Annotated in this window: 26 protein-coding genes; 23 read left to right on the top strand and 3 right to left on the bottom strand. The window is 60.4% G+C overall.

The window, feature by feature from the left end; all coding sequences use genetic code 11:
* Window positions 1–24 precede the first annotated feature (24 nt).
* The 3 genes from proC to AC06DS_RS02015 all read left to right on the top strand — a co-directional run bounded on the left by proC (window position 25) and on the right by AC06DS_RS02015 (window position 1813).
* Window positions 25–891: a pyrroline-5-carboxylate reductase gene (gene proC, locus AC06DS_RS02025; RefSeq protein WP_293792388.1), complete on the top strand. Its 867-nt coding sequence runs from the start codon at window positions 25–27 to the stop codon at window positions 889–891.
* A gap of 313 nt (window positions 892–1204) precedes the next feature.
* Entirely contained in the window at window positions 1205–1405 is a 201-nt protein-coding gene (locus AC06DS_RS02020) for a helix-turn-helix domain-containing protein (protein ID WP_293792386.1), read from the top strand.
* A 306-nt stretch (window positions 1406–1711) separates the two neighbouring features.
* Window positions 1712–1813, top strand: a complete 102-nt coding sequence (locus AC06DS_RS02015) for a 30S ribosomal protein bS22 (RefSeq protein ID WP_003855542.1) — start codon at window positions 1712–1714, stop codon at window positions 1811–1813.
* 96 nt (window positions 1814–1909) lie between these two features.
* Here AC06DS_RS02015 and AC06DS_RS02010 read toward each other — a convergent pair whose 3' ends face one another.
* Window positions 1910–3112: an HAD family hydrolase gene (locus AC06DS_RS02010; protein ID WP_477100858.1), complete on the bottom strand. Its 1203-nt coding sequence runs from the start codon at window positions 3110–3112 to the stop codon at window positions 1910–1912.
* 88 nt (window positions 3113–3200) lie between these two features.
* Here AC06DS_RS02010 and AC06DS_RS02005 point away from each other — a divergent pair, with 88 nt between their 5' ends.
* From AC06DS_RS02005 to AC06DS_RS01920, 18 genes are all read left to right on the top strand, one after another.
* Window positions 3201–3515, top strand: coding sequence for a glutaredoxin family protein (locus AC06DS_RS02005; RefSeq protein WP_448307803.1), 315 nt, complete (start codon window positions 3201–3203; stop codon window positions 3513–3515).
* 166 nt (window positions 3516–3681) lie between these two features.
* Window positions 3682–5184, top strand: coding sequence for a glutamyl-tRNA reductase (locus tag AC06DS_RS02000; RefSeq protein WP_477100857.1), 1503 nt, complete (start codon window positions 3682–3684; stop codon window positions 5182–5184).
* An 8-nt stretch (window positions 5185–5192) separates the two neighbouring features.
* Window positions 5193–6239, top strand: coding sequence for a hydroxymethylbilane synthase (gene hemC, locus AC06DS_RS01995; protein ID WP_477100856.1), 1047 nt, complete (start codon window positions 5193–5195; stop codon window positions 6237–6239).
* A 149-nt stretch (window positions 6240–6388) separates the two neighbouring features.
* Window positions 6389–8233 (top strand): uroporphyrinogen-III synthase, encoded by a 1845-nt coding sequence (locus AC06DS_RS01990; protein WP_434828317.1) that lies wholly within the window; start codon window positions 6389–6391, stop codon window positions 8231–8233.
* A gap of 84 nt (window positions 8234–8317) precedes the next feature.
* Window positions 8318–9331 carry a porphobilinogen synthase gene (gene hemB / locus AC06DS_RS01985; RefSeq protein WP_477100855.1) on the top strand — a complete coding sequence of 338 codons (1014 nt, stop codon included), beginning with the start codon at window positions 8318–8320 and terminating at the stop codon, window positions 9329–9331.
* Window positions 9332–9363: 32 nt separating this feature from the next.
* The gene (locus AC06DS_RS01980) at window positions 9364–10275 is read left to right on the top strand and encodes a hypothetical protein (RefSeq protein WP_477100854.1); all 912 of its coding nucleotides are present in this window, start codon (window positions 9364–9366) and stop codon (window positions 10273–10275) included.
* Between the two features lie 2 nt (window positions 10276–10277).
* Window positions 10278–10823 (top strand): hypothetical protein, encoded by a 546-nt coding sequence (locus AC06DS_RS01975; protein WP_477100853.1) that lies wholly within the window; start codon window positions 10278–10280, stop codon window positions 10821–10823.
* Window positions 10824–10828: 5 nt separating this feature from the next.
* Window positions 10829–13600 carry a heavy metal translocating P-type ATPase gene (locus tag AC06DS_RS01970; RefSeq protein WP_477100852.1) on the top strand — a complete coding sequence of 924 codons (2772 nt, stop codon included), beginning with the start codon at window positions 10829–10831 and terminating at the stop codon, window positions 13598–13600.
* Between the two features lie 129 nt (window positions 13601–13729).
* Window positions 13730–15004, top strand: coding sequence for a glutamate-1-semialdehyde 2,1-aminomutase (gene hemL / locus AC06DS_RS01965; RefSeq protein ID WP_477101214.1), 1275 nt, complete (start codon window positions 13730–13732; stop codon window positions 15002–15004).
* 90 nt (window positions 15005–15094) lie between these two features.
* Window positions 15095–15700 (top strand): histidine phosphatase family protein, encoded by a 606-nt coding sequence (locus AC06DS_RS01960; RefSeq protein WP_477100851.1) that lies wholly within the window; start codon window positions 15095–15097, stop codon window positions 15698–15700.
* A 2-nt stretch (window positions 15701–15702) separates the two neighbouring features.
* On the top strand, window positions 15703–16311 hold the full coding sequence (locus tag AC06DS_RS01955; protein ID WP_293792203.1) for a TlpA disulfide reductase family protein: 609 nt from the start codon (window positions 15703–15705) through the stop codon (window positions 16309–16311).
* Entirely contained in the window at window positions 16312–17109 is a 798-nt protein-coding gene (locus AC06DS_RS01950; RefSeq protein WP_477100850.1) for a cytochrome c biogenesis CcdA family protein, read from the top strand.
* A 94-nt stretch (window positions 17110–17203) separates the two neighbouring features.
* Window positions 17204–18868, top strand: a complete 1665-nt coding sequence (locus AC06DS_RS01945) for a cytochrome c biogenesis protein ResB (RefSeq protein ID WP_477100849.1) — start codon at window positions 17204–17206, stop codon at window positions 18866–18868.
* 74 nt (window positions 18869–18942) lie between these two features.
* Window positions 18943–20037 (top strand): c-type cytochrome biogenesis protein CcsB, encoded by a 1095-nt coding sequence (gene ccsB, locus AC06DS_RS01940; protein ID WP_476728003.1) that lies wholly within the window; start codon window positions 18943–18945, stop codon window positions 20035–20037.
* 16 nt (window positions 20038–20053) lie between these two features.
* Window positions 20054–21142 carry a dTDP-glucose 4,6-dehydratase gene (gene rfbB / locus AC06DS_RS01935; RefSeq protein ID WP_477100848.1) on the top strand — a complete coding sequence of 363 codons (1089 nt, stop codon included), beginning with the start codon at window positions 20054–20056 and terminating at the stop codon, window positions 21140–21142.
* A gap of 19 nt (window positions 21143–21161) precedes the next feature.
* Window positions 21162–21869 carry a dTDP-4-dehydrorhamnose 3,5-epimerase gene (gene rfbC, locus AC06DS_RS01930; protein ID WP_477100847.1) on the top strand — a complete coding sequence of 236 codons (708 nt, stop codon included), beginning with the start codon at window positions 21162–21164 and terminating at the stop codon, window positions 21867–21869.
* Complete coding sequence (gene rfbA, locus AC06DS_RS01925) at window positions 21869–22744, top strand: glucose-1-phosphate thymidylyltransferase RfbA (RefSeq protein WP_293792191.1); 876 nt, start codon at window positions 21869–21871, stop codon at window positions 22742–22744. Before rfbC ends, rfbA begins: the two co-directional genes overlap by 1 nt.
* Window positions 22745–22748: 4 nt before the next feature.
* Window positions 22749–23810, top strand: a complete 1062-nt coding sequence (locus tag AC06DS_RS01920; RefSeq protein ID WP_477100846.1) for a phosphotransferase family protein — start codon at window positions 22749–22751, stop codon at window positions 23808–23810.
* 11 nt (window positions 23811–23821) lie between these two features.
* Here AC06DS_RS01920 and AC06DS_RS01915 read toward each other — a convergent pair whose 3' ends face one another.
* The gene (locus AC06DS_RS01915; RefSeq protein WP_473963883.1) at window positions 23822–24166 is read right to left on the bottom strand and encodes a hypothetical protein; all 345 of its coding nucleotides are present in this window, start codon (window positions 24164–24166) and stop codon (window positions 23822–23824) included.
* Window positions 24167–24251: 85 nt separating this feature from the next.
* Here AC06DS_RS01915 and AC06DS_RS01910 point away from each other — a divergent pair, with 85 nt between their 5' ends.
* Window positions 24252–24644 carry a DUF4229 domain-containing protein gene (locus AC06DS_RS01910; RefSeq protein ID WP_293792185.1) on the top strand — a complete coding sequence of 131 codons (393 nt, stop codon included), beginning with the start codon at window positions 24252–24254 and terminating at the stop codon, window positions 24642–24644.
* A gap of 60 nt (window positions 24645–24704) precedes the next feature.
* A complete protein-coding gene (locus AC06DS_RS01905; protein WP_293792184.1) occupies window positions 24705–24854 on the top strand; it encodes a hypothetical protein in 150 nt (49 codons plus the stop codon).
* Here AC06DS_RS01905 and AC06DS_RS01900 read toward each other — a convergent pair.
* On the bottom strand, window positions 24851–25747 hold the full coding sequence (locus AC06DS_RS01900; protein ID WP_477100845.1) for a 1,4-dihydroxy-2-naphthoate polyprenyltransferase: 897 nt from the start codon (window positions 25745–25747) through the stop codon (window positions 24851–24853). The two genes, AC06DS_RS01905 and AC06DS_RS01900, sit on opposite strands and share 4 nt — an antisense overlap.
* Window positions 25748–25774: the final 27 nt, after the last annotated feature.

The raw sequence follows: 25774 nt of genomic DNA, 5'->3' as shown, positions 1-25774 counted from the left end.
GCCAATCCTGGCACGCTGGGTTACATGACTCAAATTGGAATTATTGGCGGAGGAAATATCGGCGAGGCCCTGCTGGCCGGAATCGTTGCGGATACGAAGGATGCCGCAGACGCTAAGAAAATCATCGTTGCGGATCCGTCGCAGGAGCGACTCGACGAGCTGAAGGATAAGTACGGCATGGTCACCGCCCACGAGGGGCGCGAGGCTGCTGAAGGTACCGATATCCTCTTCATCTGTGTGAAGCCCAACATCGTCCCCATTGTTTTGGATGAGGTGGCGGAGGTGCTGGATAGCAACTCGCAGGACACGATCGTGGTTTCCCTGGCTGCGGGCGTCACCATCGGCACTATGGAATCCACTTTGCCGGCCGGTACCACCGTGGTGCGCACAATGCCGAATACCCCAATGCTGGTCGGTCAGGGCGCCATCGGTATTGCGGGCGGTCGCTTTGCCGAAGAGGGTCAGCTGAAGACGGTGCAGGACATCATGTCCAAGGTCGGCGAGGCTGTCATCGTCAAGGAAAAGGACCTGGATGCGGTGACGGCTGTGTCCGGCTCTGGTCCGGCCTATATCTTCCTGGTTGTGGAAGCCATGATCGAATCGGCAGTGCAGCTGGGGCTGGCACGCCCGCTGGCGGAGCAGCTGGCTATCGCTAACGTGCAGGGGGCGGCCACCATGATGTCCCAGAACTTCGCCGAGGGCGGGGATACACCGTCCGTTCTGCGCACCAAGGTCACAAGCCCGGGCGGTACCACGGCGGCGGCTCTGCGCGAGCTGGAAGAGTCCGGCCTCCGCGGAGCCTTCTACCGTGCGATGGAGGCATGTAAGGATCGTTCTGAAGAGCTGGGTGCGCCGAAGCCGAGTACACAGTCTGCGAACAACGACGACTAGTTCGGCGCATAGCGGTAGCGTCACGCCCATTTGGGGTTAGTTTCACCGCTACACAGTCGACCCCAGTGATCTTTTTAGACACATTTATTTAACACAAATCACGCCTGTTCAATCCAGTCACGAGCGATCACTGGCGTGAGCTTTATTACCCCGAGTTGCGTGAGTCACTCGGGGCAAACTGCCCTCAATGGTTCCCCTTGTTGCACATTGTTCACAGGTTTCACGTTATGATGGTTCGCGAGCGATCACGTGTGACGTCCTGCAGGAGGGGAAGCCTGCAGCGCATGAGAGCGCAAAAGAAAGAGAATGATCTATGGCTAACACCGATAATGGAACATTTCTGACCGTCGCAGAGGTCGCTGATCTGATGCGCGTGTCGAAGATGACTGTTTACCGCTTGATCCACTCGGAGGAGCTGCCTGCTGTTCAGGTTGGCCGCAACTTCCGTGTTCGCGGATCTGCCGTTGATGCGTACCTCGGAGCTTCCGAGTACAACCCCGGCCAGACCGGCTAAAGAACCGTACCTGCACTTCTCAGATACGGTCTGCTTTAGCAGAAACAACAGTCCTCCATTATCGGTACTCAGTGGCTTCGACCGCTGACCCGGTGATGGGGGATTTTTGTTTCTCCGCGGTGGGGGAGGCTAAACTGTGGAACATTCGTGTCTGCGAGTGTGAGCAAACTCTTATGCGGTCGCCCGTCGCGGCGGCTCGCGCACATTCGAGGACACATCTTCCCTGCCACCGTAAAAGGTCCGGCGGTGGGGGAGCAGACCTTTGCATTGAAGAGATAACTAACCGAGAGAAACGAGGCTTACCCCATGGGTTCTGTCATCAAGAAGCGCCGCAAGCGCATGTCCAAGAAGAAGCACCGCAAGATGCTGCGCCGGACTCGCGTTCAGCGTAGGAAGCTCGGTAAGTAACCTCCGCTGCCGCATATAAATAAACCCACCGCGGGCGCCCCGGTAGAAGGCGCAGCCCCGGTGGGTTTTTGCGTGCTCGCGGGGTGACACTGGGCGCTAGCGGGACTGCTTCCGCCAAACCCACGCCCAACCGCTAGCCAGCCCCAGTGCACCGGCTCCTAGGACGAGGCGCAGGCCACCTACTCGTCGGAGCATGCGGCGTAGTCGCCGATAGTCACGCACCTCCCAGCCCCGCTCGACCGCAGCCTTTCGCAGCTTCGAATCCGGGTTAATAGCCACCGCCGTGCCCACGGTCGACAACATTGGCAGGTCATTTACGGAATCGGAGTATGCGGTACAACGGCTCAGATCCAGCCCTTCGTAGTTCGCCAGGGCGATCACCGCATGCTTCTTTTCCTCCCCATGCAGCAAGTCGCCGACCATGCGGCCGGTAAAACGACCATTCTTTACCTCGGCCACCGTGCCCAATGCGCCGGTGAAGCCAAGCTCCTTAGCGATGATCTGAGCCAGCTGCACTGGCGAGGCCGTCACCAACCACACCTGTTGCCCTGCCTGGATATGCATATCGGCCAGTTCCTTGGTGTCCGGGAAAATTCGCTCCGCTATGGTCGCGTCCCAGATCTCCTGTGCCATCTCGATAACCTCGGACTCTTTACGTCCCTTCACGAGTGCCAGGGCTTGTTCGCGGCCGCTGGAGATATCGTCGACGCTTTCCTTACCCAATGTGCGAAACTTCAGTTGCACCCAAATGAAGCCAAGAAGCTGCCGCGCGGTGAAGAAGCGACGCTTCGCCAGGCCACGCGCGAAGAGCAAAATTGAAGCTCCTTTGATGAGCGTGTTGTCCACGTCGAAAAATGCACCTACACCCGTGTCCTGCGGAATCGATGGATCCGGATGTTCCAGGTGGCGCGGTGGCATCGTTGCGATGCCCGCACCTTCCAGGTTCGCTAGGCCGGTGCGTAGCTGATTGCCGTCAATCGCGTAGTTGTGCGCGAGCTGATCCAGCTGCGCTTCGCTGAGTTCCCACAGTGCTTTTGGCGCCCCGGTGCCGTACCCGACCTGTAGGTTTGGAGACGACGCCACCTTTTCCTTTATTTCATGCTCAGTAGCGGCCTCATGATCTGCGTGGTGAACCTTTGCAGCGCGCTCGTCGCGGAGCTCGCGGAAATATGCCCTGGCGCTCAGCGACAGGGCGCGTAGGTAACCACGCCATTCGCTACTGGTATAGCGCCAACCCACGCGCCAGCGAGGGGCTGGCTTGGGGCGGTCCGACGGTTCCAGATCAGGCGCTTCATTCACATAGACAAAGTTACCCTGAAAGCACCGCATAAGCGTCCCTCTGCAAGAGCGCTTGTTCCGTCCAGGCTGACGGGTAGCATGATCACCCGTGAGTTCCGACAACATCGCAGCAGATAATGCTTTCGCCACAGCTGGGCAGCCTCAGGCACGTGTGCAGCTGATTACCCGTTCGACTTGCGGATCCTGTGCCCGCGTACACCAGCAAATCCTCCCCATCGCACATCGCTATGGCACGACGGTGGAAGTGATTGAACTGGACCGTGGTGGCGTCACAAAGGAAAAAGAAGAATTGGCACAAGAATTCGGCGATCGCGTACCGGTCGTGCTCGTCGATGACGAGGAAGTCGCCTGCTGGGAAATCGACGACGATGACCTGATCGCAGCGCTGGAACAGAACCACTAACTGAATCGATCGGGCGCAAGGGGACCCCAGCAAGCCCCATATATCAGCCGTGGGAACTCGTTTTGGCAACGGGGTGGGTTAAGGGCTACCGTAGACACTCGTAACAACTTGGGGGTGAGCCACGTGCTGCCGCCCTAAGTGATCCCCGCAGGAGGCCTGAAGACAAATGAGTAGTAACACCCGGACTGGTTCCGCGTCGGTGTTGCTGGTCGGGCTGTCTTTCCGTTCGGCGCCGGTGACGATGCTGGAGCAGGCCTCGGTGGCTGATGCGGATCTTCCTAAGCTGCAGCTTTCGTTGGTGGATAACGATGTGATTTCCGAATCTCTTGTGCTGTCCACGTGTAACCGCATGGAGTTTTACACCGTCGCCAACGCCTTCCACTCCGGATTGGATCATGTGGTGGAGACGATTGCGCAGTTCTCTGGCTTGCAGGCCGCGGACTTGGAGCCGCATTTGTATGTGCACTACGCCGACTCCGCGGCGGAACATATGCTGAAGGTCGCTTCCGGGCTGGATTCCATGGTCGTGGGGGAGCAGCAGATCATCGGCCAGCTGCGCAGCGCCTATCAGTCCGCCAATGAAACGGGCACAGTCGGGCGCACCCTGCACGATCTGACGCAGCGCGCCCTGCGCACGGGTAAGCGCGTACACGCCGAGACCAGCATCGATTCGGCAGGTGCTTCCATGGTCTCCTTCGCGGTGGATCAAGCTCTGCGCTATGTCGAGCCCGCGCACGTTCTTTCCTCTGTTGTGGATGACGCCCCTACGTCCCAACCCCTGGCAGGCCACCGCGCGCTGATCATTGGTGCGGGAGCGATGGCCTCCCTGGCATCGACCTACCTGGGGAAGCTGGGGATCGACCACGTGACTGTGGCCAATCGCACGCTGTCGCGGGCGGAGAACTTGGTAAACCATGCTCGCGAAGCCGGGGTGGATGCCTCTGCTGTGCCACTTGATGGAGTGGCGGATTGCCTGAATGCGGTGGATATTGTGGTATCCGCGACGGGTGCTGTCGGAAATGTCGTGACCGAACAGGCCGTGCGAGCCGCAGTAGATGCCGGGGTTGGCTTCGGTTCCGCCTCCAGCACCGGGACAAAGGTGCTGATCGATCTATCTATGCCGGCGGACATTGAGCGTTCCGTGGCCGACGTTGAGGGCGTCAAGCTGCTGAACATCGAGGAACTCACCACGATGGCGGGCGATCGTGTGAAGGACGAGGATCCCGCCCGAGCGATCGTCGCTGACGAGTTGCAGAGCTTCTTGGAACAGCAGCGTGCGCAGTCCGTAGTGCCCACTGTTAAGGCTCTGCGCAAAAAGGCCGGTGAAGTGATGGCCGAGGAGCTCATGGCATTGGAGCGCCTGACCCCCGACATGTCCGAAGCGGATCGCGCAGCGGTAGCCAAGTCGATGAAGCGTGTGGTGGATAAGTTGTTGCACACGCCGACGGTGCAGGCAAAGAAGCTTTCCGCCGGAGGCCAGCAGGTTAGTTACCCGGATGCGCTCGCGGCGTTGTTCAACTTGCCGAACGGCATGGTGGATTCTGTTACGCAGCCGGGGCAGGTTAAAGCAGGCACAACCCAGACTGTGAGATCTACTACAGGAACCGTTGCCCGCGCCGATCAAATCCCAAGCGCTGCCCGTATTAGCCAGGTAGCGAAGGAGGCTTAAGACTTTTCATGTCCAATACCACGCCTAACCCGACCGCTGAACACAGCCGCACTTTCCTGATTGGCACCCGTAGATCCGCCCTGGCAACCACTCAGACCAGCCATGTCCGCGCAGCCATGCTCGCCGCGGGCTACCAGGCGGAACTGCATCTCGTCCATACCCCGGGTGATGCCTCGCAGGCCGCACAGACACCGGTCGCGCAGATCGGCGTGGGCGTCTTCACTGAGACCTTGCGTAAGGCCCTCGAAGCTGGCGAATGTGATGTCGCCGTGCACTCCTTCAAGGATCTGCCCACCGCACCCGACCCACGTTTTCGCACCGTAGTCCCGCGGCGAGTGGATCCGCGTGAGGTGCTGGTGAGCCGCAATGGCGAAGCATTGCTGGAGCTGCCACAAGGCGCCAAGGTAGGTACGTCTGCTCCCCGCCGTGTCTCCCAGATTCGGGCAGTCCGCCCCGACCTGGAACTAATGCCACTGCGCGGCAATATCGATACCCGCATGGGTCGCACGGAAAAAGATCTGGATGCGGTGGTTCTAGCCCGCGCCGGGTTGGAGCGCGTCGGCCAGCTGGACCGCGCTGCCGAGTCGATCGACTCGAGCACGATCATGCCCGCACCAGCTCAGGGTGCGTTGAGCGTGGAGGTACGCGCTGACGATGACGCTGCCTGGGAGGCGGTTAGCCACCTGGATCACCTGCCCAGCCACATGGCTGCCGTCGCGGAACGTGCCGTGCTTTCCACCCTGGAAGCCGGCTGCACCGCCCCCGTAGCGGCGTATTCCCTGTGGACAGAGCCGGAGGACACCGCAGACAGTGCGCCGGAACAGCACGTTCTGCGCGTATTCGGTGGCGTATTCGCTATGGATGGATCCCGCAAATTAGTGCAGGTTGGCGAAGCTACCTTCGACATACCATCTCCCACCTCTGATAAGGGATTCCCGGCAGCTGAGGAACCCCGTTGGCAGGAGTACATAGATGCCGCCAGAGCCATAGGCACTGACATAGGCAAAAAACTTCTCAAGGATGGTGCCGTCGAGATAGTGGCTGAAGCCGATTAACTCACTTTCTTTGTGGCGCCCTCAGGGGATGAATCACAGCCCTTTCAACTCGGCAGCGAAGTGCCAAAAGTCCTGGAGACATCCACATTTCCTGTTGAGCACTGCTTTCAAAAAATCTTAATAACCCCGACAAAATAGAAAGTTCCACCATGACCGATTCCGGATTTGCCCAGGTAGGGGGCACTGATTCCGCTACCGTGGCGTCAGTAGCCGACCTGGCTCCCACTGGACACGGCCGGATCCTCTTCGTGGGCGCGGGCCCCGGAAACCCGGAGCTGTTGACCATCCGTGCGCGCGACATTCTGGAGACCACCGCTCACGCTTGGGTCGACCCGGCTGTATTGGGATCCGTACGGAACATCATTGCCACCCGGCTCCCGGTGCCGCAGGCCAAGCTGGATGCCGCCGAAGCTGAGTGGGAGGCACAGGTAAAGGCAGCTAAGGAAGCTGGCGCTCGCCGCCGCCCGCCACGCCCCGCCCCGCCGACCGCTGCCGAGATCGTGCTGGCTGCCCCGGCGGCAACGGAAAATACTCCGCAGGCTACGGAAGAACAGACCTCCGGCGAGTCCGCGGAAGAACTCGATTCCACTGGAGTTTCCCTGGCCGTAGCCCCAGACGTGCTGGCCGAGCAGATGATCGCCTGTGCAAAGGCAGGCAACGACGTTGTGCGACTCGTCGCCGGTAATCCGCTGAGCAACCCGGCCGTCATGGATGAGCTGCAGCACGTCGCGGCCAGCTCCGTGGACTTCCAGGTGATCCCGGGCATGACAGGTTCCGTGGCCGTGCCCGCTTTCACCGGCATCGGCGTGGGACCTGACGTTACCGAGGCGGACGTACGCGGCGGAACTGATTGGGATCAGCTGGCCGCCGCCGGCTTGCCGCTGATTATCACCGCAGCCCCGGACGACCTGGCCACAATCGCACAGGAACTGAAGTCCCGTGGCATTGCGGGAAACACCCCCGCGACAGTGACACTGCACGGCACCACCCGCCGCCAGCGCAGTTACGACGCCACGCTGGATACGATGAAGTCCATCACCACGCAGTCCGGCCCAGCCGCCAAGGACGGCGAGCTGCCTGATGAGCTGATCGTGACTATCGGTTCCCAGGTCGGCAACCGCTCCAAATACTCCTGGTGGGAAAACCGCGCACTCTATGGCTGGACCGTCCTGGTGCCGCGTGCGAAGAACCAGGCCGGCCCAATGAGCGCCCGTCTAGCCTCGCACGGCGCAATCCCGGTGGAGGTTCCCACGATCTCCGTCGAGCCGCCGCGCAGTCCCGTACAGATGGAACGCGCAATCAAGGGGCTCGTGGACGGTCGCTACCACTGGATCGTCTTCACCAGCGTTAATGCCGTGAAGGCAGTCTGGGACAAGCTTCGTGAGTTTGGCCTGGACGCCCGCGCTCTTGCAGGTGTGCGCGTGGCCGCTGTAGGGCCGAAGACCTCTCAGGCGGTGAAAGATCTGGGCATCACGCCTGAGCTGTTGCCTAAGGATGACGCACGTAACGCCGCTGGTCTGGTGGATGTCTTCCCACCGCACGATCCAGACCTGGATCTGGTGGACCGTGTGCTGCTGCCACGCGCAGATATCGCCACAGACGTGCTGGTCGATGGCCTGATTGAGTTGGGCTGGGACGTCGAGGACGTGGTGGCTTATCGTACAGTCCGCGCCGCCCCGCCGAGCCCGGAGATCCGCGACATGATCAAAACCGGTGGTTTCGACGCGGTCTGCTTCACCAGTTCCTCGACCGTGAAGAATCTGGTGGGAATCGCCGGCAAACCGCATAACCGCACGATCATCGCCTGCATCGGGCCGATGGCCGCGCAGACCGCCCGTGAGCATGGCCTGCGCGTCGACGTGATGCCCGAAGCAGCTGGGGTACCGGAGCTGGTTGACGCCCTCGCTGCCCACGTCGCTGACCTGCGCGCCAAGGGACAACTTCCGCCGCCGCGAAAGCGGAGGCGGCGTCGGAAAAAGACCACCGAAAAGTAAAGCACTGAGCGGCGGACAAGCACCTCGGCGACCGCGTGACAGGGCGATGAACTCCCGTCCGGGCGCGGGAGTAGCATCGTGGACATGACTTCGAACTACACTCCGTTTCGCCGTCCCCGCCGACTTCGCACGTCCCCGCAGATGCGTAATTTCACTGCGGAGACGGATCTGAACCCCAACAGGCTGGTGCTGCCGATGTTTATCGCTGATGGGCTGGATGCGCCACGCGATATTACGAGCCTGCCGGGGGTGCAGCAGCACACCGAGGATTCGCTGTTGCGCGCAGTGGAAGAAGCTGCAGAGGCGGGCGTGGGCTCCATCGACCTGTTCGGTGTGCCCCGGGACGAAGACAAGGATGCAACCGGTAGCCAGGCGGTGGCCGAAGATGGCATTCTCAACCGCGCGGTGCGCGCCGTTCGAGAGCGTTTCGGCGACGATATTTTGGTCATGGCCGACACCTGTCTCGACGAGTTCACAGACCACGGCCACTGCGGTGTACTATCCACGGATCGCTTTGGCCACCAGATCGTTGACAATGACGCCACCCTGCCGCAGTACGCCAAAATGGCAGTAGCCCAGGCGGAGGCCGGCGCCCACATTGTGAGCCCCTCCGGAATGATGGATGGACAGATTCGCTACATCCGTGAAGCACTGGATAATGCCGGCTTCCAGGACGTGTCAATCATGGCGTATTCCGCGAAATACGCCTCCGCGTTCTTTGGACCTTTCCGCGAGGCCGTTGGTTCCTCGCTGCAGGGCGATCGACGCACCTATCAACAGGATCCGCGCAACCTACGGGAATCCATCTTGGAAACCCAACTGGATATCGACGAGGGTGCGGACATGGTTATGGTCAAGCCCGCAATGCCATACCTGGACGTGCTGCGTGAAATAGCTGATATTTCTCCGGTGCCGGTCGCGGCCTACCAGGTCTCCGGGGAGTACGCGATGATCTCCGCAGCCGCCCACAACGGGTGGATTGACCTGGACGCTTCGATTATGGAATCCATCTATGGCATCCGTCGCGCCGGAGCAGACATCATCCTGACCTACTGGGCCACCCGCGTAGCCCAGACGCTCAATGGCAAAGATGCTTAAACGACAGTAATCACAGTAGGCTAGGTGGCTGTATGAACAGCACCGACAGCAGCGCACGAATGAATACCCAACAACAAGATCCACGCCAGATGGGTGGGCCGCACACCGGCTCCCAGCAGCGGCCACCGATGGCGCCACAGGGGTATGGCATACCCCAGGGAGCCCCTGGACAGCAGGGGCCGCTGGGCACCCCGAAACCGCCGAAGCCGCCGAAGGTGGGCCGCAAAGACGGCCTAGCTCCGGATATCAAGAACGCGCCAGAGGACGTACGTTACGGCGTGTGGGCATGGCTGAGCGTCGCCGTTTTACAGCTCTTGGCCAGTGTGGTGCAATTCGTGGCAAACATTGTGGATCCGCGTGCGCTGACGCAGAGCAGCCAGGGGATGCTGGACAGCCAAAGTGGCTTGTTCGCCAGCGTTTTGGCAGATCAGGATGCTTCGCAGATCGCCACGCAGGTGAACATTAGCTCGCTGGTGTGGGGCATTATTGCTTCCGCCGTCTGTGCATACCTGGCCTGGCGTGCGGGACGGGGCGCACCGTACTCGCGTCTCTTCCTCAACGTGGCCTCCGTGTTCATGATCTTCAATGCAGTGCTCATCACGTTTGCCAGCGGGCCAGAGTACATGCCCGTAGGGTTCGTGCTGATCATCGGCATCTTGACCATTCTTTCTGGAGTGGGTGCCGCGCTGGGACTCTGGTTTATGTCCCGCCCGGATAACCGTGATTGGTTGGGCATCCCCAGCGACAAGGAGATGGATAAGTACGCCAAGGAGCTCGACGAGTATCGGGCGGAGACGCGGCGTCAAAAAGAAAACCGTCAAAAAGAAAACAGGGACAGGGCTAAGGACGCGGCTAAGGAAAAGGCGAACGCCAAGACAAACGCAGGCACGGGCGAGGACAGCGACCGCACCAACCACAACGACCACACCTGGGGAGGGCGCTAAGCATGCCTGCAATGTTCCCTTCGATGGTGCCGAGCGGTGACGACCAAAACCGCAAGGTCCACTATTGGAAGCCGGGCGACCCCACACCGCGCATTGTTATTGTCTCGTTTGCGATGCTGCTGATCCTGGGGATACTGATGATTTTCTTTGGGGTCCTGTCGTTGACAGCCTCGTGGGATCGCGAACCGCTGAATCCCGAGGAAGCAGAGCGTATGGACTTTGTCCGCAACAATGTGCGCATTCTCGGTGCAATCAGCATCGTGGTCGGCACCGTGTTGGCGTTCTTCTCCCGCGGCATACGCGATGGTAATCGCAGCAAGCGACGCCTGGTGCTGTGGGCTGGTGCGATCGGTATCTTCTTTATGCTGGCAGGGTGGGTTTTCCAGTTCACCGGACCGGGGCAGGCTGTTTTAGCGTTGCTGTTGGCCGTAGCGTTGCTTTTGGCCTACAGGCCCGCTGCCAATCCCTATTTTGACGCCGGGAAACCGTCGACCGAAGCTCCCGTCGAGGGCGATGGCACCCTTCCGGGAGACACACTGCGGGGCTAGGAGAAATGTCAGAAAACGATTCTCAGATCGTACCGACCAGTAGCCGAGTCGCGAGCCAATCTTCCGTGGAGGTCGACGACGTCGACGAAGCCATCCTGCAGGCACGCGAGGCTGCGGCGAAGGCTGGCTTCTATATGGATCGCTCTCCCCAGTCGCCGGAAGAAGTCGAACGCGCGACCCGGGAGCACTGGGGGTTGACCAGCTTCGCCTATCGAGTGGAGGGGCTGGAAAGCGCGGTGGATGCCACCACCGTAGAAACCGAACTCAACAACATCTCGGGTGTGCAGGCCGCCGTGGTGTACTCCACGGGAATGGTGTGGATCTCCGCAGAAGATCAGGTGAGCCTGACGCAGATCCAAGAGGTGCTGGAAAAACACAACCTTGATAGCTGGCTGACCGATTCCTCGCTCCGCCGTCGCGCCGCCAGGCTGGAGATTGAGGAAACCCGTCGACGTATGCGGCGCCACGCCAGTGCCCACCGACGCGCGTGGGCGGCAGCAGAAAGCCGCAAACGACGCGATGCGGGCAAGGTGGAATTCGAGCGGTTCCGGCGCAATAACCCCTTCGACCCGACGGAAGGATTACACACTGCCCGGCAGCTCATTACCCGCATGCGGCTGATCGTCGCTGTGCTGCTTGGGTTACCGGTGGTGGTAATGCAGCTGGTTTCCGCCTGGCAGTTCGATTACTGGCAGTGGATCTGCCTCGCACTAGCCACCCCGGTGGTCACATGGTGCGCGTGGCCTTTCCACAGGGCTTTTCTCGGTGGGCTTAGGCGCGGACAATCGGCACTCGACGGTGCCAGTTCCGTGGCGATCTTATTGGCCTATGTGTACTCGGCGTGCATGTTGATCTTCTCCTCGGCTGGCAATGTGGGCTGGCAGAGCCACCAGGTGCTGTTCGCAGGCGTGTGGTCTGCCCAGCACCTCGAAGGTGCAGTGTTCTTTGACGTGGCCTGTGGCGGAACGATCCTGCTGCTGTTCGGCAGGTTGCTATCCCGCCGAACGGCGCTGCGCTCCAAGTCGATCTTGTCCGTGCTCACGGTGCCCGCGGCCAAGGAAGTCACGGTGGTGCGCAAGACACGCAAGTCGAAAACTGAAAAGAAGAACATCCCGATTGCGGAGATCCGCACGGGGGATGACATCATCATCCCCACCGGCATGATGGTGCCAAGTGACGGCGAGATCATTAGCGGTAAGTCCCTTGTGGACATGGGGCCGGTCGGTGGTTTGCACCGTACCTTTGAGGTCTCTGTTGGCGATCGGATTTACGCCGGCGCCCGAAACCACGGCGCCGCATTGAAGATGCGCGTGCATGCGACGGGTTCTTCTACCCGCCTGGCCGCGATGCACCGGTGGGTGCGCGGTTCAGCTTTGGACGAAACCCGCTTGTCCCAGCTGACAAACCGCACCGCCAGCCTGCTGGTGCCGTGGGCGTTCGGCCTGGCCATTGTAGACTTCATTGCCTGGTTGGCGATCACCAAGTCCGTCGACGCAGCAATGGCAACGGTGCTTTCGTTGTTGGCCGTCGTGGCTCCGGTCGCATTGGCTCTGTCCGCTCCGCTGGCGCTGCGCTTGGGACTTTGGCGTGCTGCCACTTCCGGCGCGTTGCTGCGCGATACGGGTACGATTCACAAGCTCGCTGAGGTTGACGCCATTATCTTCAACCGAGTCGGCACTCTCACTGAAGGACCGATGCACGTCATCGGCGTAACCCCTTCCAAGGGAGAGAACCCGGATTTGATCCTGCGCGTGGCGGGAGCGCTTTCCCTGGAATCGAACCACGCCGTTTCTCGCGCGCTGGTGCGTGCCGATCGAGAAGCACGCGACGCGGGTACAGGTGGGGAGGGGATCCCGCACTGGTTGGATGTCGGTGAAGTGAAGATCACCAAGGACGGCACGTTCGAGGGCATGGTAGAGCTGCCAGTGGAAGGGGAGATGCGCAATGTGAAGGCGCGTCTGTGGCGTCCGCATGACCTCGGTGAGGTGCGCGATCCACACCTGGCGACTGCCGTGCTGAGCGGCGGTTCCCCCGTCATCGTGAGCTGGAAGGGCAAGGACCGCGGGGTAATTAGCCTGGCGGATAGCTTTAAGGACGATGCCCCGGCTGCCATTGATCGGCTGGAAGACATGCAGTTGGAGACCTATATGCTCTCCCGCGACATCTACCCGGTGGCTCGCCGCACAGCTAACTCTATTGGCATCTCCACGGTGCTGGCAGGTATTGCGCCGAACCGCAAGGAGGCGACGGTGCGCGGTGTGCACGCCGCGGGTGTGCGCGTGGCAATGGTGGGTGACAGTGATGTGCTGGGTGCCCTACGAGTGGCGGACGTGGGCATCCTCATGGCCTCTTCGAACCGTATTGACCCGACTGCTTCTGAGGTGGCGGACGTGGTGATGCAGCGCGAGGACGTATCGGCTCTGCCGGAGCTGGTGAATTTGGTTCGCCACGTGCGCAATACCACTGACTGGAATGTGTGGTTGTCCTGGACCTATAACGTCGTCGGCGCGATGCTAGCCGTTGCCGGTGTGCTTAACCCACTGTTGGCAACTTTGTTTATGCTGCTCAGCTCTACGCTGATCGAAAGTCGCAGCGCGCGTATCCTGCACCGCAATTACGCGCGGGGCACATTGCGCCAGACGCACTCGTGGCAGGGATGGGTAGCCCGTCGTAGGGAGATCCGCGAACTGCGCAAGCAGGAGAAGCAACGCGCCGAGGCTATTTCTCTAGCCCGTGCTGAGGCATTGGACGAGGAGATTGACCAGGCACAGGCCTAGCCGCGCTAGGCTGGTGGGGATTGCAAGCTAACCACTTTTCCCGAAGTGGCGGAAAGGATTCCTTTCGTGTCTGTCAACGTCGATGCGCAGCACTCTGACAACTCCAACCATCAGGCCAGTGCCGAGGCCATGGATCGGGCGCGTGCCCTGATCCCGGGCGGCGTGAACTCGCCAGTTCGCGCCTTCGGTTCGGTAGGCGGCACCCCACCGTTTATCACCTCCGCGCAGGGATCCACGCTGAACGATATCGACGGTAACTCTTATGTGGATTTGTTCTGCTCCTGGGGGCCGATGATTCACGGTCACGCTCACCCGCAGATCGTCGAAGCAGTCCGGGAGGCCGCAGGCCATGGCCTGTCCTTCGGCGCCCCGACCACGGTGGAGGTGGATCTGGTGGAGGAGATCGTCCGCCGCACCTCGGTAGAAAAGGTGCGCTTGGTCAACTCGGGTACTGAGGCCACCATGTCCGCTATTCGTCTGGCGCGAGGCTATACGCGACGCGATAAGATCCTGAAGTTTGAGGGCTGCTACCACGGCCACGTGGATTCACTACTGGTTGCGGCTGGTTCAGGCGTCGCTACCTTTGGCCTGCCAGATTCCCCGGGCATCACTAAGGCCGCCGCCGGCGACACTGTCGTGGTTCCCTACAGCGACGTGCAGGCCGTCGAGAATGCTTTTGCCTCCCACGAGGGCGAAATTGCCGCGATCATTGTCGAAGGCGCGCCGGGCAACATGGGCACGGTAAACCCGCAGGGCTTCAATGCAGAGCTGCAGCGTATCGCCCACGCCAATGGCGCTCTGCTTATCGTCGATGAGGTCATGACTGGCTTCCGCGTCACCGAGTCCGGCTGGTTTGGCAAGGACGGTGTGGCCGGCGATCTCACAACCTTCGGCAAGGTTGTTTCCGGAGGCCTACCTGCCGCCGCATTTGGCGGTAAGGCGGAGATCATGGACCACCTCGCGCCGGTCGGCCCGGTGTATCAGGCAGGCACGTTGTCGGGCAATCCCGTCGCCGTTGCGTCGGGTCTGGCCTCTTTGAAGCTCGCCGACGCCGCCGCGTACCAGAAGCTCGATGCGAATGCCGATACTTTGGCAGGCATCCTGTCCGATGCTTTGACCAAGGCCTCCGTCGCCCACAACATCCAGCGGGCAGGAAGCATGCTGAGCGTGCGCTTTGCCGAGGGGGAGGGCACGAACTTCGCCGATATGAAGGCAGCAGATACCTTCCGCTACCCGGCGTTCTTCCACACCTTCTTGGACGCTGGGGTATTTGCTCCGCCGAGCGTGTTTGAGACCTGGTTCGTCTCTACGGCGCTCAGCGATGCGGACTTTGAGAAGATCGCGGCAGCTGCCACTCCGGCCGCCGCGGCTGCTGCGGCAGCCACCCGACCCGCTGAAGCCTGATACCACAAAGCTAAAACCCCAGTAAGAACCCCTTAAAGCAGGGATCGCCTTACTTGGGTTGAGGTGGTCGGCACGCTAAGCTAGGTGACCATGGCAACGATCGTTCACCTTGTACGGCACGGAGAAGTGCACAATCCGGATCGCATTCTCTATGGCCGTCTGCCCGGTTATCACCTCTCCGAGCGCGGGCGGAACATGGCACACGCCACCGCCGCTGACCTCGCTGATCACGATGTGGTTTACCTGGCCGCGTCCCCACTCGAGCGGGCGCAAGAAACCGCCCGCCCCTTTGCAGAGAAGCTCGGGCTGGAAATAACGACGGATGAGCGGATCATTGAGGCAGGTAACGAACTCCAGGGTCTGCACATCAAGGGTGTGCGCAGTGCTCTCTGGAATCCGAAGCGTTGGCCGATGCTGAAGAACCCCACCATTCCCAGTTGGGGTGAGCCTTACCAGGAGATCGCCGAACGCATGTGGCAGGCCATTGACACCGCGCGTGAAAAGGCGCGAGGGCATGAAGCCGTATTGGTGAGTCACCAGTTGCCCATCGTGATGATCCAACGCGACGTCCAGGGGCTGCCTTTGGCACACAACCCAGCGGATCGACAGTGCGAGCTGGCATCTGTGACCTCGCTGGTGTACGACGGCGGACACCTGACGGATATCTTTTACTCCGAGCCAGCACAGGAGATTTAACCGTGCGTAAAACCACCACCGCAGCGCTTGCGGTCTGCCTCCTTGCCAGCGGCGCGGCACTTTCTGCGTGCGGCGAAGACAACACCGCAGGCACTAATGCCGTGGCTAGTGGCGGCAAGTTTGAATTCGTGTCTCCCGGCGGACAGACAAGCATCCACTACAAGCCCGAGGAGCGCAAAGAGGTCGCCGACTTCACCGGCACAAACCTGAATGGTGACAAGGACATCAACCTCAGTGACTTCGAGGGACAAGTCGTGGTGCTCAATGCCTGGGGTCAGTGGTGCGGCCCCTGCCGTAGTGAATCCGATGACCTGCAACGAGTGCAGGAGAAGCTGGAGAAGCACGGAGGCGGTACCGTCCTGGGCATTAACGTGCGAGACAGTGTTAAGGAGAAGCCACAAGATTTCGTGAAAGATAACGGGATTACCTACCCGTCGATTTACGATCCGCCGTTTAAGACTGCTCTGGCACTAGGCGGCGTGCCGGCCTCCGTCATCCCCACCACCATTGTGTTGGACAAGAAGCATCGCCCGGCACATATCTTCTTGAAGGAAATCACGGATAAGGAACTGTGGGAGCAGGTCGAACCGCTGTTGAATGAGGACAAATAAATGATCCTCGCGGAGTCGATCGGAGAGACCTTCGCGGATACGGCAGCCGCCGGTCCGTTGTTGCTTGCACTGCTGGTCTCTGCGGCTGCGGGCCTAGTTTCCTTCGCCTCGCCGTGCGTCATCCCGCTCGTGCCGGGCTATATCTCCTACCTAGCGGGAGTCGTTGGCGCGGAAACTGAATTCACCGAAGAAGGCACGGTGGTTAAGGCCAAGCGGGGCCGGGTGGCCACTGCTGCACTGTTGTTTGTGCTGGGCTTTACCGTCGTGTTTGTGCTGGCCACGGCCACCGTCTTCGGTGTGATCAGCGCGCTGAGGCTTAACCAGGACCTGCTGATGCGAATCGGTGGTGGAGTGACGATCGCCATGGGCGTGGTGTTCTTGGGATTCATCTCCCCGTTGCAGCGCGATACGCGCCTGAGCCCCAAGCGCTGGACCACCATCGCCGGCGCGCCCCTGCTGGGCGGAGTGTTCGCCCTGGGCTGGACCCCCTGCCTAGGCCCCACCCTCGCTTCCATCGTTTCGGTTTCCGCTGGCACCCAGGGCATGACCGCCGCCCGGGGCGTGATCCTGATCGTCGCTTATTGTCTGGGCCTCGGGCTACCATTCATTGTCGTGGCATTGGGATCCTCCAAGGCGCTGTCGGGAATTAGCTGGCTGCGCAAGCACTCCCACACCATCCAGATGATTGGCGGCGCGATGCTGATCATCGTGGGGCTGTTGCTGGTCACGGGGCAGTGGGCGACATTTGTGGAATACATCCGAGAGGTATTTATCTCTGACAAGACCCTGCCGATCTAGAGCCGAACCCATGCTGTCGGCCTGAGGGAAACGGTCGCGGCCGGGCAGTGGGCGTCAATAAAGAACGAGAGAGCGAAAGTACGAAAGAGCAACCATGCTGAAGAAGATCCTGAGCTTGCCGAAGAAGGGCTGGCAGTGGCTCACGAAGATGAAGACGGCCCTGGTGCTGCTTTTCCTACTGGCGCTGGCCGCGATCCCGGGCGCGCTGCTGCCACAGCGGTCGCTCAACGAGGGCAAGGTTGCCGAATATATTGACGCCAACGGCAAGACCGCCCAGGTTTTCGACAAGTTGCAGCTTTTCGATGTTTTTAGCTCCTCGTGGTTTGTGGCGATCTACGTCCTGCTGTTCGTTTCCCTGGTTGGCTGCATCCTGCCGCGCAGTATCGACCACTACAAAGCACTGCGTTCCTCCCCACCACCGGCGCCGAAACGCTTGGACCGCATGCCGTATCACTACTCCGGCACCGTCGATGAACCGGTGGAAGAGGTACAGAAATCTCTGCGGAAGGAATTCAAGGGCTGGAACCTCAACGAGGTCGATAAAGATAACGACCGCGCCGGGGCATGGTCCATCTCGGCGGAAAAGGGATATCTGCGTGAGGCTGCGAACCTGGTGTTCCACTTGTCGCTGGTTGGCATTCTCATCGCCGTGGCGGCGGGCAAGATGGTCTACTACGAGGGACAAGTCGTCGTGGTGTCCGGCACCGAGGGTGAACAGTCGCAGTTCTGCAACTCTGCGGTGTCTAACTACGATTCTTTCCGCAATGGTCCCCTCTTTGACGGCACAGGGCTGACCCCCTTCTGTGTTCACGTCAAGGACTTCAAGGGTGACTATCTTCCAAACGGCCAGGCAGTGGGCTTTGAGTCCAACATTGACTTTGCCGACAAGGAGACCGCCTTTAAGTCCACGGATCAGTGGCAGCACGAAACGCTCAAGGTGAACCACCCACTGCGTTTCCAGGGCAACCGCGTGTACCTGCAGGGGCACGGTTATGCTCCAACGTTCACCATTACGTGGCCGAACGGAGAAAAGCGCACAGAGACCGTACAGTTCCGCCCGGACGACATGACCTACTTCTTGTCCTCCGGCGCGGTGCGCTGGGACCCACCGGCAGGTATGTACCCCGACCTACAGGAACGGCGCAAGCACCAGATTTCGCTGCAAGGACTATTTGCACCGTCGGCAGAGTGGACCGGTCCAAAGGGTAAGATCCTTTCCTCCAACTTCCCGGCGATGCGAGATCCGGCAGTGGCCATCGACGTCTACCGCGGTGATACTGGCCTGGACGGTGGCCGTAGCCAGAACATCTTCTCGCTGGATCGTGAGGCGTTGCATTCCGGTCAGATGCAGATGCTGGACCGAGTGAACCTGATGAAGGGTGAGTCCGTCACCTTGGACGACGGCACGAAGATCACCTTCGATGGGGCAAAGGAGTTTGTGAACCTGCAGATCTCCAAGGACCCAACTACCACGTGGGTTCTGGTGTTCGCCCTGCTCATGCTGGTTTCTTTGGTCGGCTCCCTGGCTGTGAAGCGTCGTCGTTTCTGGGTACGCGTGACCCCTGAGGGTACCGGCACGCGTATCCAGATCGCCGGGCTTTCCCGTACAGATTCCGCCGGTTGGGGTAAGGAATTCAACCGTCGCGCCGAGCGCGTACTGGGGTTGGAAGAAGAAGCCCTCGACGAGGATTACGACGTGGACACTGCCGATTGGGAAGATCACGTGGACGATCACCTGTCTTCTCACCCAGATAGGTGATTGTGGAAGCGCGTGAACAGGGGCTAAGCTGTCACTTTGTAGCGATTTAAGACTTTTCTTTAGAAGGATTTTCGATGCAGATCGATCCACAGCTATCCGATTTCTCCGACTTAGCCTTCCGCACCGCGGAGGCTTTGTATCTGCTGGCCCTTGCCGTGTCGCTTGTGTTCTACGGCATTGTGCGTATGGCCAATGACCGTCGCCACCAGCGCGCCGTTGAGCTGGAGAAGCTACGTGCCACGGAATCTGCGAAGGTCAACTCCACTGCGAAGGTCGCCGTCGGTGCGGGCGTTGGCGCTGGGGTGGATTCGGTTGCTGACGAAAGTAGGGCCGAGGAGCCTGACTATGCGGTTTTCGAAGCACAACTGCCCGAGCGCCTGCGCTCTGAGCAGGTAACCAAGTCTCTGAATCGCGCGGACAAACTGGGTGGTATTACTCAGGCTCTGGTCTGGCTGGCCGTGGCGATGCATGCCGTGTTCGTGGTTCTGCGTGGCATGGCTACGAACCGCTTCCCGTGGGGCAACCTCTTCGAATACGTCGGCGTGGTCACGTTGTTTGCCATGGTCATCGCTGCGTCTATGGTGCGCCGTAAGGCCATGCGTGTGATGTGGCCATGGATTCTGACCCCGGTCGTGGGTCTGCTGTTCTACGCAGGCACCAAGCTATACGCAGAGACCGCTCCGGTGGTACCGGCGCTGCAGTCTTACTGGTTCGTCATCCACGTATCCGTGGTCTCTATTGGCGCCGGCATCGGCTTGATCTCCGGCATGGCTTCGCTGATGTATCTGGTACGCCGTGCACAGCCGAAGGGCGAGGAAAAGGGTTGGCTGCGGACGTTCGCCGCTCCGCTGCCAGAGGCTAGCAAGCTGGACGCGCTGGCTTATCGCACCGCCGTGTGGGCGCTGCCGATTTTCGGCCTGGGCGTCATCTTCGGCGCCATCTGGGCGGATGCTGCATGGGGACGCTTTTGGAACTGGGATCCGAAGGAGACCGTATCCTTCATCACTTGGATTCTCTACGCCGCTTACCTGCACGCCCGCGCCACCCCGGGCTGGCGTGGCCCGAAGTCGGCGTGGATCAACGTCTTCGCCTTCGCCACGATGGTATTCAACCTCTTCTTCATCAACATGGTGGTCTCCGGCCTGCACTCCTACGCCGGCCTGAACTAGTCACCAAAGGAACAGCGTGAGCACTTTCTCTACTGTCCTCGTCACCGGCGGGGCGGGTTTCATCGGAGCTAATTTCGTCCACCGCACGCTGGAAACCAGGCCGGACGTCAAGGTTTTTATTTTTGACGCCCTCACGTATGCCGCTAATCCGCTGAATTTACGGACGGACGAGGGCATCCCGCTGGAGGATGCCTATCCGGGGCGGGTGGAGTTCATCGAAGGGGACGTGGCAGACGCCCCGGCATTCCGGGCCGCCTTGGAGCGAGTGATCGCGGCGAGCGGCACCAGCGGGCAGCCTTCCTCTGAGAGGGTAGCGATTGTGCACTTCGCGGCGGAAAGTCATAACGATAATTCGTTGGCCACACCGGCGATTTTCGCCCGCACAAATGTGGAGGGCACCTTGAATGTTGCTCAGGCTGCCGCTGATTTTGGTGTGCGCCTGCACCATATTTCTACCGATGAGGTTTTCGGCGACCTTGCTTTGGATGACCCGAATCGTTTCACGGTGGATACCCCGTACAATCCGTCCTCGCCTTACTCGGCTTCGAAAGCTGCGGCGGATCACTTCGTACGCGCGTTCGTCCGCTCGCGGGGACTGCAAGCGACGATTTCGAATTGTTCAAACAACTACGGTCCACGCCAACACCCCGAAAAATTCATCCCTCGCCAGATCACCGGCCTAATCGAAGGGCACAAGCCCCGGTTGTACGGAACAGGTGAGAACGTGCGCGACTGGATTCACGTGGATGATCACAACGACGCGGTGTGGGCGATCCTCGACTCCGGAAAAGTGGGGCAGACCTACCTGATCGGCGCGGAGGGGGAGCGATCCAACCTACAGGTGGTACGCGATCTACTGGAGATCTTCGACCGTCCGGCGGATGATTTTGTGCATGTTACGGATCGCCCAGGCCATGACCGGCGCTATGCCATCGACCCCAGCAGTATCGCCGAGCTGGGGTGGCAGCCGCACTTTACGGATTTCGCTTCCGGGCTCGCCAAGACAGTGGAGTGGTATCGCCGCAATGAGAAGTGGTGGGTTGAATCCAGGGCGGCGTCCGAAAGAAAGTACCGGGATAACGAGCAAGAGATAGATCCCGCGTAGCGCCGCTAAAGTAGAAGCTATGAGTGATACGACCTCGCGCACCGATGAGCTACTAGCCGCCGCTGAACCCGGCAGCATCGTGGATTTACCGATCCCCGGAACCTGGGCGTATGTGCCTCGCGTACATGGCGATAGCCGGGGCAGTTTCCACGAGAGCTTCAAAGCGGAGGCTTTTGGTGAGAAGCTCGGTTACCCCTTCGAGGTGGCACAGGGGAATCTCTCGCGCTCGTCGCGAGACGTGGTGCGTGGCATCCACTTGGCAGACGTTCCTCCGGGACAGGCGAAGTTTGTCAGCTGCCTATCGGGCGCTATTACTGACGTACTCGTGGATGTGCGGGTGGGGTCGCCGACATTTGGCCAGCACATCACCGTGGAGCTGTCGGCGGAGAATAATGTCAGCGTCTACGTGCCCTTGGGCGTAGGGCATGGTTTCCGTGCACATGCAGACCGCACGACGGTGAACTACCTGGTCACCGAAGCGTATAACCCAGAGCGGGAATACGGCATCGACCCGTTTGATACGGAACTGGCTGTGGCGTGGGGCGTCACAAAGGAAGAAGCCGTGCTCTCGGAGAAAGACCATGCGGCGCCGAGCCTCAGTGAGGTACGCGATCGTTTGCCGAACTACCGGGAGGTACGGGCATGGGAAGCACAACTGCGCGCGGATTGGGCCGAGGCGCTGCAGTCGGCTGATGAGTGGGCTCCCGAGCAGGGAGATACCAACTAATGAAGGGCATCATCCTGGCCGGAGGAACCGGTTCGAGGCTTTGGCCGATTACACAGGGCGTCTCCAAACAGCTAGTGCCCGTGTACGACAAGCCGATGATCTACTACCCACTGACCACCCTGATGCTGGCAGGGATCCGCGACATTCTGGTGATCACCACGGGTGCGGATGCGCAGCAGTTCCGCAGCCTCCTCGGCGATGGCTCGCAGTTCGGAGTACAAATCAGCTATGCGGTTCAGGATCAGCCGAATGGTCTGGCTGAGGCCTTTATCGTTGGCGAAGACTTCATCGGGGATGACTCCGTGGCTCTGGTTCTGGGCGACAACATCTTTTACGGCACCGGCCTGGGAACCCAGCTGCGGCGCTTCCACAACCCCGAAGGCGGAGCGATCTTTGCCTACTGGGTGGCCGAGCCAGAAGCTTATGGCGTGGTGGAGTTTGACCGTGAGGGCACGGCGCTGAGCTTGGAGGAAAAGCCCGCCGAGCCGAAGTCCAACTACGCGGTACCGGGACTGTACTTCTACTCCAACGACGTAGTGCAGATCGCTAAGTCACTGGAGCCCAGTGAGCGCGGGGAACTGGAAATCACCGACATCAACCGTCGCTATTTGGCCGAAGGACGCCTGCACGTGGAGGTACTGCCGCGCGGAACCGCCTGGTTAGACACCGGAACGGTAGATGATCTCGCCGCTGCTGGCGACTTCGTCCGTGCCGTCGAACAGCGGCAAGGCCTGAAGATCAGCTGCCCGGAGGAAGTTGCTTGGCGCCTGGGGTACATCGATGATGCACAACTGCGGGCGTCAGCAGACAAACTAGGCAAAAGCGCATATGGACAGTACCTCAGCGCATTAATGAAACGCGGAAAAGAGCGGTAGACAAGTGGCTATCTCTATCGAGACGATCCCCGGCCTGGTGGCACGCACATGGCGCGATCTGGAATGGTCGGGGCAGCGCGTGCCGAAGCAGGGCATCGACCATGCGGTGGTGATTCTGGACGGGCTGCGATCCAAGGAATACGAGCTTAACGACATGCTCCCGGAATCTGTCGTGGTTCGCGTGCCCTTCGAAAAAGAATACCGAGCGCAAGCCATGCTGGAATCTTCGCTGATCGCGCAACTGTTCCGCCGCACAAAGGTACGTGTGCCGGGGACAGTGCGGCAGGCCTACGCGCGCGGGACTTTCAACACCACTGAACCCGTGATGCTGACCATGCAGACGGAAATGCTGGGCGAACCACTGAGCGCGGAATTGTGGCAGTCGCTTTCCGCCAGTCAACGTGCCTGGGTGGCCGAGCAGCTGGGAAGTCTACTGGCCACGATGCACGCCTTCGACCCCGATGTACTGCCAATGAGCCGAGTGGATTCCTGGTGGACTGACGGTGCTGCGACCTCCACTCTGAGCCATGCCCCGCGCACTCTTCCGGGCAAAAACGAACTGATGAAGTCTCGCGTGGAAGCGAATCTGGTTCCGCACCTCACGGCCGCGGAGTTGGACTTCGTAGAGCAAATATTTGGCCAGATTGATGACCTTCTCGCCCGGCCGAACCAGCAGCGGGCGCTGACACATGGCGAACTGCACGAGGAACACATGCTGTGGAACGCTGAAGGAGGCGTGGGCGTCATCGACTTCTCTGACATGACGGTCGGTGACCCGGCGCTGGACTATGCACATTTCGCCGGCATTTCTCCGAATCTTCCGGAGCTGGTGTTCGAACAGGCGATTATTCAACATGAACAGCGTCGCCAGGCGCCTGCCGTGCCAGGAGTGCCGCCGCCGATGCCTGGACCGTTGTATCGTGCGGCCGACGGGGGCCGAACCTCGGAAAGCTCCGAGGATACGGATGTGTTGCGCCGTGCTGAGATCTACAAGAACTGGGACAATATCTTCCTGCTGATCGACCACTACCGGACGGGGCGCTCACCCCGCGTGGAGCTTTTGTAGGTCCGCTAGCGCTACTCCTGCTCAGGATCGTTGTTGCTCTGGTTCGGGTTGTGCTGCTCTGGTTCCTGCTGCTCGCGTCGCCGGAGTTCCTCCCGTCGCTCCACGCGTCGTTGACGCTCAGCCTCTTCGGCTTCCTTGGCCTCTTGTGCACGCCGCTGCTTGAAGCGCTCTTTCTCGATGTTCCATAGAAAATCCGGGTCGTCGTCCGGCCCCTTGTGGTTCTTCGCCACCTCGTTTTTCCTTTTGACGCCCCCACGCCGGCGCTGCTGAGCATTTCCCCAGGTCTGTGGACCGAATGCTTTCCACAGCAGTACGAGAGTGACGATGAACAAAGCGAGCAAAAGAAGTCGACCCATGTATACAATCCTAAAGGATCCTCAGACGAGCACCTGCGGCTTGACGATTAACGGAACTTCACGGGCTAAACGTAGTGTGGTGTGCGTGGCTAACGAAGATGTGAATGCGAAGAACCAGGCTAAGGCTTCGGCTGATACTGCGGCCGCTGGCGATGAGGGCGTCAACAAGAAAGACGGCAAGAACCTCGACAAGGGCAAGGCCGTCCGTGACGTAGCGCTATATGCCTTCCTGCGCCTGCTGCTGTTCCTGGTGCTGACGTTCATCATCCATTCGATCGTGATTTTGCTGGGCATGGCAGACTACTTCCCACTGCTGGTGAGCATGACGCTGGCGCTGATCCTGGCGCTGCCTCTGTCGATGTTTATGTTCAAGGGGCTGCGCCTGCGCGTCACCGAACAAATCGCGCGGTGGGATGCCGAGCGCCAGGCTCACCGGCAGGAGCTACGCGACCAGCTGCGCGAGCGCTTGGACGATTAATTTCTCTACAGTTTGTCCACCGATCTTGGTGGCGGTCATCTGCGGATTAGACTCGCTGCTATGAACGGCAAACCGCGGGACGTGGTTGTATGGGCAGACTCCCGTCATCAACGCAAGAAGCAGATCGGCGGCGCTACGATAACGTGGCGAGCAGGGCTTACCCGCGAGATCGAAGCGAAGGTTCGTTTCCACGGGGTGGAGTTTCGCTAGGCCAACAGCGCGGCGACAAACTCCAGGATCGACCACAGCAGCATTCCACGCCCCAGCATGCCCAGCACGGGGATTAGCGCCTTTCCTTCGGCGCCACGAGTTACAGGGCTGGCGGCAATCACAAACAGCGGCACAGCCAGCAGCGCAAGCAGCCCCCACCAGTGGCCGACGCTAATGCCGATAGTCACCACCACCGCCAGGGCGACCAGCCCCACCCACAGTCGGCGGGTGTTTGCATCCCCCAGACGCACAGCCAACGTGATCTTTCCGGTGACAGAATCAGTGGGAATATCGCGCAAGTTGTTGGCTAGATTCACCGCGCTGGAAAGGCTACCGACGGCAATGGCCAGCAGCCCGCCCCGCCAGCTCACGGCGCCGGTCTGGGTGAACTCCGTGCCCAGCACCGCCACCAGGCCGAAGAAGACGAACACAGCTGCTTCGCCTAGTCCCCGATAACCGTACGGGTTCTTTCCACCGGTGTAGAACCAAGCGCCCGCAATGCAGGCCACACCTACGAGTACTAGCCACCAAGCGCTCAGCACGCTCAGCACAATGCCGGCAACGGCACCCACTCCGAAGGCGGCAAACGCGGCGTACTTCACCTTCCGCGGTTCCACAAGGCCACTGCCGGTCAGACGCAGCGGCCCGGAACGGTCGTCGTCCGTTCCCTTGATGCCATCGGAGTAGTCGTTGGCGTAGTTCACGCCCACGATCATCGCGAGGGCAACAACCCCGGCCAGAACCGCCCGCAGTGGGTTGGCGGCACCCTCCAGGGTGGCGGCAGCTGTGCCCGCAAGCACAGGGGAAATGGCGTTGGCCCAGGTGTGCGGGCGTGCCCCTTCGAGCCACTGAGCTGGGGTTGCTCCGGGGTGCTGCCTGCTGGTGGAGGTCATGGTTCGCCTTTCTAGAGCTCACACTCT

The sequence above is a fragment of the Corynebacterium sp. TUM25015 genome (assembly GCF_056393505.1).
Note: the sequence above shows the minus strand (reverse complement) of the source record. Positions and strands in the feature narration are given on the sequence as shown.